Raw genomic sequence first — 7,910 nt, forward strand, 5'->3', positions numbered from 1 at the left:
ACAAAAAATCACATTTCGTTTTGTGGATAGCGCACATTTCGTTTTGCGGTCTTTACTTATCGCTTTCTCTGATAAGATCAATGATAATCTCATATTCAGCACAAGTCAATTTAAAGAAACTACCATTAGGGTTAACAAGAAATTCCATATTTCTCAGTTCCGCTATTTCCTTAATGGTAGAAAAGTCTATAGGTGAAGATAATGTCTCTGTTTTCCTGAACATTATCTTTTCTCCATCATTGGCTTTTGCCACTTCGGCAAGTCCTAAAATCTGTTTTGTAGGATTTGATTCATAACATACTACAATATCACCTTCCTTGGCATCAATAAAATTCTGATAAATACGTCGCTTGTTGCCGTTATCATTAAATAATGTATAGTCCTGAATCTCTCCAACCACCCATTCAGACATACTCCAGACCTTAGGGTTGGCATTAAGCCACCAATAGTTCCTTTGCGAATGTTCCTCCGTTTCATCCATTGGAGTTTCTACAAGTCCATTAAGTCGTTTTACATAATCCTTATACTTTGTTATATCAGTAAGGGTTTTCATTACTATCTGTTCATCAATGTACCAATCACCAACCTTTTCCCACTTTACTGAACGTATATGCTTGTATTCCTCCCGTTCATCATCATAATCATAACTGCCTGTTACTACTCCACGACCTATTATATTATGAAGCCCTTTTTTAGCAAACACTATATCACCTACATTCATAACATGTGCAAATTCCCATGTAGCCAGACTATCATTCATATACGATTTATTAGCACCGTATATTTCCTTCATACGGTTAACCATATCTTCGCGAGATGAGTATTGGCTAAGATCATTCATATCATCCCAGCCCAAATACATTTCTGAATTTTCCAAACATTCATCCCATTTTCTTGCACCTTCTCCGGGAGCATACATCCACGTCTTAACCTCTTCTTGATTTTCCTGCGTATCTGAAGACATTCTATTCATATAATTATTTACATAATATGCCAAGTCAACAGTAGCAGTTTTCATATCCAAATCCTGATAACAGTCTGCTGCCATTGATTTTTCAAGTATTTCACGCAATTCTGCATCTTTTACCAAGATTTCAGAAATCTCATCATATAGCTTATATGTTTTCACAACAGCTTCAGCACCAAGAGAACGTAGTTTTATCTTCCCTACAAGCCGCTCAAACATTCCTTGAGCTATCGAAGGTTTATAAATATAATATTTATCTGGATAACAAAGCCATAGATATGTACTGATAACATTATATGTCTGATAATGATTCTTATTCCCTTCTGAGTCCCATTTTGTATGAACATACTCTATTCCTTTCCTGAAAGTCTCAATACGCATCACCAAATCCTGACTTTCATCATAAAGGTTCTTAAATAACATACGCACTTCTTCAGGATATGAATTGGCATAATTTTTTATCATCCTACGAGGAAAATTATTCCTAGATGATAAAAGATTATCAGTTTTTGAAAGGGATAATTTCAGCATTGCCGGAAAATCTTCTGAATCAATATTCCAATTATCCTGAAAGCACTTCACTGCCTTCCATTTGTAAATCTCATTTGGTATTATATCATTAAAGTCTTTCTTGTATTCCCTAATCAGTTCTTCTAACTTCAAATTATCCATAGCATTGATATTTAAATTTATTTATAAAGCCTTCCCCGCCAATAACGATTCATACTGATAACTTGTATTCTCATAATACATAGAACTATTATAGTCATCAATTTTAGTAATAATCCATGAATTATAGACTTTTATAAGGGCACTAATTATGTCTCCATCCGAATTATCAGCCAATTTGAGGATAATACGTTGTACAACTTTGCCAATATCCCAATGCGTAGGAATACCGTCTTCAGCCTTTGAAACATTGTCATAGTGTCCGGGAACTATACCATACTTATTAACGATTTCGTCTGTTACCTTATCAATATTCTCACAATGATATACCTCTGCCAATTCATAATAATGCTCCAGTCCTTTCCGACCTAAAGCATTGACAATGACACTACGTTCATTTTTTGTTTGCCTTCCGATATATTCTATTAAGCTGCATAAAAAGAATAAATCATTCTGTTTTCTATCTTCTCTTCCATTCATTTTTTATCTCCTCATAACCTTTGAATGTAATACATTGTAATGCTTTTTTAGTACAAAAATTAATCTGGTGAGTAGGATATTTGAATTTTGCCATTACCCAAAACTGTTCTCTTGTCAGTATCCCATTCATAAAATCTGCAACATAATTATAGATTTGATCATTTGCCATTGCGCCTATCACAATATCATAATCATGTGGCTTACCACTACGACATGCCACAATAAAATCCAGCCATTCATCAGTCATATCATCGAAACAAAGAATTTTGAGTTCTCCAAATGGCTTATATTCATATATACTCACCACTGGAGTATCATAACGCCTTGCCCACTTTTCGGCTTGTTTTTTTAATTCAGTGCAATAAAACCCCTCTCCAAAGTCTTTTGTAAACTTACCTTTAATTATTTCCGGCGTTTGTACTGAAGTGTAACTTCCATGATATATTTCCATCTGAATATTCAATTATTAATGACTAAAATGCAATGTATTTCCAAAAATAATAAAAGAACTCTTTCCTTGCAAACCAAGAATAATTTTTTACCCCATACATACGCAAAATGAGCAACCCAAGCCCCAGCTCCTGTTGCTCATTTTTTCATATTAATGCAATATTAAAATCAATGATTATGGCACTCATGTCCGTCCTCACCATGATGGCTGCATGCCTCGCCAGAGTCTTTCAACTCGCCTTTTAGATAAGCCTCAACCACATCCATTACAGAACCGCTGCAACCTCTCACAACCTCGATTCCGCAAGACGATAATTTGTTGAGGGCACCCATACCCATATTGCCGGCAAGCATAAGTGTCACGCCGTCTTCCTGAAGCTGGTATGCAATGTTCGACTTGCATCCGCATCCTTCAGGTGAAGGCATGATTTCTGTTTTTGCAACTTCATTATTATCATTGACAGTTATAATCGTGTAGAACGCACAATGTCCGAAATGGTCGTCAATATTGCCATTTCTTGTCGGTAATGCTATTTTCTTCATATATCTATAGAATTAAAATAATACTTACATTTTTTCTCCATGTCCGCACGCGAAAAACTCACTCAAAAGTTCCGGTACGGGCAGACCTTCGCACTTCAGTTTCTCCATACACTGCATGGCCTCTGTTGTGAGAGAGAAATAAATCTGACGTTTGTCCTTGTCGCCGAAATCCCTTATCAGAAATCCCTTGTCCTCTATCAAGCGAAGCACTTTAGAAAGGTGCGACGACTTAAATCCCGTAATTTGTGAAATCTCTCCTGCGGCAACTTTCCTGCTGCCAATGCTGCACATCACCATAGCCTCGTTGAGTGATATGCCGTAAATCTCCATAAGGCTATCCTCCAGTTCGGTGATAGCCTTATAAAGTTCACGCATCTTGCATATACATGATATTTTCTCCATGCGTCAGATAAACAGATTTACGTTTGACTCCTGTGCTCTGTCCATGTATGTGGCTACTCCGCCTATCGTTACATTGTCGAGCAATTCTTCTTTCTTCACTCCCATTACGTCCATCGACATCTGGCAGGCAATGAACTCTACACCATTGTCGATAGCCTGTTGTCTGAGGGATTCCAGCGATTCGATACCCTTGTTCTTCATGATGTATCTCATCATCTTCGAGCCGATACCGCCCATATTCATCTTCGAGAGTTTGAGTTTCTTAGAGCTTGAAGGCAGTATCATGCCGAACATCTTGCCGTAGATGTCTTTCTGAACACTCGGCTTGCGTTCCTTCTTGATGGCATTCAGTCCCCAGAATGTGAAGAAGACAGTAACTTTCTTTCCTGTGGCAGCAGCTCCGTTTGCCAGTACGAATGTGGCAAGAGCCTTGTCGAGGTCATCACTGAAAAGGATGAATGACTTTCCGTCTGCCGAAGGCTGCTGCTTTACTGCCTCTGCGGCACATGCTGTAGCCTTCTCAATAACGACCTTATATATACCTGCAGATGGTGAAGAAGATATGAACTTATTACCCGTAGTGCGGCACCATGATTCAGCGTCTCTCGGGAAACCGGCATCTGTAGCCGATATCTCAAGTCTCTCACCCGGTTTGAGTCCTTCCATTGTCTTTTTCAGTTTCAATATCGGACCAGGACACTGCATACCACATGCATCAACCTTTATGGTCTTTGCTTCACTCTGCTCCACTACACACGAACATGCCTCTTTTGCCTCAACAGCACACTTCAAGGCATCGTCATCTGGAGTGCAGACTTTTGTAACGGCTGCCTTGTATGTCTTTACACCGCCTATCAGATTACGCACATCCTTGAAACCGTTTTCCTTCAGGATGTTAGATGCAAGATAACCTCTCAACCCTACTCCGCAATACAGGAATACAGGTTTGTCTGTCGGTATCTCGCCCATTCTGTCGCGCATATCGTCAAGAGGGATATTTATCGAGCCGTGGATATTGCCCAAAGAATATTCGTCAGGGGTTCTCACGTCTATAAGAGTGACTTTCGAAAGGTCTGCATCGCGAAGCTCGCGCCAGTAAAGCGGAGTCATCTTGCCGGAAAGGATGTTTCCTGCCACATAACCTGAAACAGCCACAGGATCTTTGGCTGACGAGAACGGTGGAGCGTACGCATGTTCCAGTCTTGTAAGGTCATACACTGTACCTCCGTTCTTCACTACCAAAGCATACTCGTCTATACGCTTGTCCACACCGTCATAACCCACAATCTGCGCTCCGTACAAACGACCATCCTCCGGTGAGAAAGTAATCTTTATATCCATCTGCAACGCTCCGGGATAATAACCGGCGTGTGAGCCTGAATGTATAGTAGCCGAAAGATACGGTATCTCCATCTGTTTCAGACGCTTTGCAGGAAGACCTGTAGAAGCTACCGTAAGGTCGAACACTTTGGCAATGGCAGTTCCTATCGAGCCTTCGTATTTCACCTTGTTGCCGAACACCATATTGTCGGCCACAATTCTTGCCTGACGGTTTGCCGGTCCTGCAAGGAAGTTAAGCCATGGCTTGCCTGTTACTGGATGAGGGAACTCTATTGCATCGCCCACCGCATATACGTCGGCATCCGATGTCTGAAGAAATTCGTTTACATAGATACCCTTCATCTCGCCCAGTTTCAATCCTGCCTCTGCCGCAAGTCTTGTCTCGGCACGTACACCGATAGAAAGTATCACCAATTCGGCAGTAAGCGAAATTCCGGACTTGAAGTTTACATCAAGCGAAGTGCCGTTGTCCTTGAAAGACTCAACCGCCTGTTCAAGATACAGCTTCACGCCCTGCTGTTGCAGATGTTCGTGCACGAGTGCCGCCATGGAATAGTCGATAGGTCCCATCACCTGATTTGCCATTTCCACTACAGCCACTTCCATTCCTGCATGTCTGAGGTTTTCAGCCATTTCAAGACCGATAAAACCGCCACCCACAATAACGGCACGCTTTACAGTGTTTTTGCTGATATATTCTTTGATTTTGTCAGTATCGTTTACGTTTCTCAGTGTGAATATACCCTTACTGTCAATTCCCTGCAACGGTGGAACCACCGGCGATGCTCCAGGCGACAACAGAAGTTTGTCATACTGCTCGGTATATTCCCTGCCGTCCTTGGTGCGAACAGCAACTGTCTTATTCTTCACATCAACCGATATAACTTCCGAATTTGTTCTAACGTCGATATTAAATCTCTTTCCGAAAGCCTCCGGAGTCTGCACGAAGAGTTTATTCCTGTCGTCTATCACTCCGCCGATATAATATGGCAATCCACAGTTGGCATACGAGATGTACTGTCCTTTCTCGAACATGATAATCTCAGCCTTCTCCGTGTTTCTGCGAATTCTTGCCGCTGCAGTGGCTCCTCCTGCCACACCTCCTACTATTAGATACTTCATAATGTATTATTGTTTTATTATTTTATAGGGTGTCCAGTTAGATGTTCCGAAAAACAGATGCTGAAATCACCCATTAAGTTACAAAACTAACGCTCTGATATTTAACATTTTAAGCAACGGAATAGTTCTTTGAAAATTTGCATAATTCGTTGATTTTTAGTAACTTTGAATGTAATTTCAAGATATGTAAATCAATGAAAAAGTTAGATTCAAACCAAGAGAAAGAGTCTCTCCTTGATGAGCTAAAACGTCTTCGTAAGGAGAACAAGAAACTTGCATCTCAAAAAGACAAGATCAAGGCTAAGTATGACAAAACCAAGAAGGAACTTAAAAAAAAAGACGTTCGGAAGATAACATTGACCGACGAACAAAGTCGATTTCTCTCGAGCCTGTTCCCGGACATAGATCCCCTCTTGTAGTCATCCAACTCTGCGTTTTGATCTACATGCGTACACCATGTGGGTTGCGCACAGTCGTGACTATCCTGGAGATCTTCGCCGAGCTGTTGGGTGATACATTTGGAAAGGTTCCGTGCTACAACACCATAGAAAACTGGGTGAAGAAACTTGGTCTCTCTGTCTATCAGGATGAGCAGCCATGCAAGGACAAGAAGTTTGCAATGGTCGTAGACGAGAGTATTGCCATAAATGGGCAGAAGCTTCTCTTGACTCTTGCAATTCCTTCCGAGCATCAGGGGCGCCCTATAAAACACGAGGATGTCACAATTCTTGACATGTCGGTTAGCAAGGGCTTCAACGGCGATGACGTTCAAAGCAGAATAGAGGAAGCAGAGAAATCTGCAGGAAATGCTCCCGATTACATCATAAGTGACAATGGTCATAATCTGACCAAGGGCATCACTGGCTCCAGGCATATACATCATGCAGACATCAGTCATTCCATGGGTGTGATTCTCAAGAATGTCTATGAGAAACAATCTGATTTTGTGGAGTTTACAACACTCCTTGGCAAGAAACGATTGCAGTATCATCTGACCGACAAGGCATACTTGCTGCCTCCCAATATGAGAACTATATCACGGTTCATGAATATGTCTTCATGGGTGTTCTGGGGTAATGAAATGCTTGACTGTTATGACACGCTACCAGAGAAAATACAGGAAGCGTATGCCTTCATAAAGGATTATGAATCTCTGCTGAAGGAACTGCAGGCTGTACTTTGTGCTGTAAGACACGTCGAGGCCATCTGCAAGAACGAAGGCTTCTCGATTATGACGAGCAGGAAGTGCAAGCTCCATATCATTACTCATGTCTTAGGAAATGCACATTCCAGACAGGTACATGCTGGTATCAAGATGCTTGAATACTTCAATAGGGAAGAAGCTCTTCTCACTGCTAACATGAGCATCAATGTATCATCCGACATTATTGAATCTACTTTTGGCATCTATAAGGGCAAAAAGTCACCGAACAAGCTGTACGGCGTAACGTCTTTTGTTCTGACGATACCGTTATATCCAAAAGTCTCGAACGAATCCGTTACAAAAACAATTAATTTCAAAGAGCGCATTGTAAATGTTAAACTGAAGGACATCAGTACTTGGTCAACCGAGCACTTGTCCAAAAACTGGGTAACAGAACGAATCAAAACGCTTAGGAAAGTGAGCTAAATTTGGTACAACGAACTGGACACCCTAATTATTTTATTCACCACTTAAAATAATATTTTCCATTGGAAACTTTTGCAAAGAAACAACTATTTTTCAAATAAACAAAATAATTAACATTTATTACGGTTGTAATAGAAGGAAGTAATCACACGAATAAAAACTTATCCTGGGCATGAAACAAAATATTTCTGATTCGACATTTTCTATAAATACAGATTATTTATATGTATATACAACTTATATTTATATATCCCTTAATTCCGCAACACATTTCTAAAGAAAATAATTTAAAGTACTGAGTAATAA

8 protein-coding genes are annotated in these 7,910 nt (G+C 40.4%); 2 read left to right on the forward strand and 6 right to left on the reverse strand.

The window, feature by feature from the left end:
* Positions 1-52 precede the first annotated feature (52 nt).
* The 6 genes from QZ379_RS11105 to QZ379_RS11130 form a co-directional block, all read right to left on the reverse strand.
* Complete coding sequence (locus QZ379_RS11105; protein WP_291564546.1) at positions 53-1,639, reverse strand: EVE domain-containing protein; 1,587 nt, start codon at positions 1,637-1,639, stop codon at positions 53-55.
* 21 nt (positions 1,640-1,660) lie between these two features.
* Positions 1,661-2,116, reverse strand: a complete 456-nt coding sequence (locus QZ379_RS11110) for a hypothetical protein (protein WP_291564549.1) — start codon at positions 2,114-2,116, stop codon at positions 1,661-1,663.
* A complete protein-coding gene (locus QZ379_RS11115; RefSeq protein WP_291564552.1) occupies positions 2,097-2,567 on the reverse strand; it encodes a DUF3990 domain-containing protein in 471 nt (156 codons plus the stop codon). Before QZ379_RS11115 ends, QZ379_RS11110 begins: the two co-directional genes overlap by 20 nt.
* 167 nt (positions 2,568-2,734) lie before the next feature.
* Positions 2,735-3,109, reverse strand: a complete 375-nt coding sequence (locus QZ379_RS11120; protein ID WP_291564554.1) for a NifB/NifX family molybdenum-iron cluster-binding protein — start codon at positions 3,107-3,109, stop codon at positions 2,735-2,737.
* A gap of 24 nt (positions 3,110-3,133) precedes the next feature.
* Entirely contained in the window at positions 3,134-3,511 is a 378-nt protein-coding gene (locus QZ379_RS11125; RefSeq protein ID WP_291564557.1) for a winged helix DNA-binding protein, read from the reverse strand.
* A gap of 3 nt (positions 3,512-3,514) precedes the next feature.
* Positions 3,515-5,974, reverse strand: coding sequence for an FAD-dependent oxidoreductase (locus QZ379_RS11130; RefSeq protein WP_291564560.1), 2,460 nt, complete (start codon positions 5,972-5,974; stop codon positions 3,515-3,517).
* A gap of 194 nt (positions 5,975-6,168) precedes the next feature.
* Here QZ379_RS11130 and QZ379_RS11135 point away from each other — a divergent pair, with 194 nt between their 5' ends.
* Together QZ379_RS11135 and QZ379_RS11140 are read left to right on the forward strand one after the other, a co-directional pair.
* Positions 6,169-6,393: a hypothetical protein gene (locus QZ379_RS11135; RefSeq protein ID WP_291564563.1), complete on the forward strand. Its 225-nt coding sequence runs from the start codon at positions 6,169-6,171 to the stop codon at positions 6,391-6,393.
* A 26-nt stretch (positions 6,394-6,419) separates the two neighbouring features.
* The gene (locus tag QZ379_RS11140; protein ID WP_291564566.1) at positions 6,420-7,604 is read left to right on the forward strand and encodes a hypothetical protein; all 1,185 of its coding nucleotides are present in this window, start codon (positions 6,420-6,422) and stop codon (positions 7,602-7,604) included.
* Positions 7,605-7,910 lie beyond the last annotated feature (306 nt).

The organism is Bacteroides sp. (genome assembly GCF_019417265.1).
Taxonomy (GTDB): domain Bacteria; phylum Bacteroidota; class Bacteroidia; order Bacteroidales; family Bacteroidaceae; genus Phocaeicola.

Coding starts and splice junctions, on each gene's coding strand:
- QZ379_RS11105 (WP_291564546.1), bottom strand. CDS start 1,639: ATGGATAATTTGAAGTTAGAAGAACTGATTAGGGAATACAAGAAAGAC.
- QZ379_RS11110 (WP_291564549.1), bottom strand. CDS start 2,116: ATGAATGGAAGAGAAGATAGAAAACAGAATGATTTATTCTTTTTATGC.
- QZ379_RS11115 (WP_291564552.1), bottom strand. CDS start 2,567: ATGGAAATATATCATGGAAGTTACACTTCAGTACAAACGCCGGAAATA.
- QZ379_RS11120 (WP_291564554.1), bottom strand. CDS start 3,109: ATGAAGAAAATAGCATTACCGACAAGAAATGGCAATATTGACGACCAT.
- QZ379_RS11125 (WP_291564557.1), bottom strand. CDS start 3,511: ATGGAGAAAATATCATGTATATGCAAGATGCGTGAACTTTATAAGGCT.
- QZ379_RS11130 (WP_291564560.1), bottom strand. CDS start 5,974: ATGAAGTATCTAATAGTAGGAGGTGTGGCAGGAGGAGCCACTGCAGCG.
- QZ379_RS11135 (WP_291564563.1), top strand. CDS start 6,169: ATGAAAAAGTTAGATTCAAACCAAGAGAAAGAGTCTCTCCTTGATGAG.
- QZ379_RS11140 (WP_291564566.1), top strand. CDS start 6,420: ATGCGTACACCATGTGGGTTGCGCACAGTCGTGACTATCCTGGAGATC.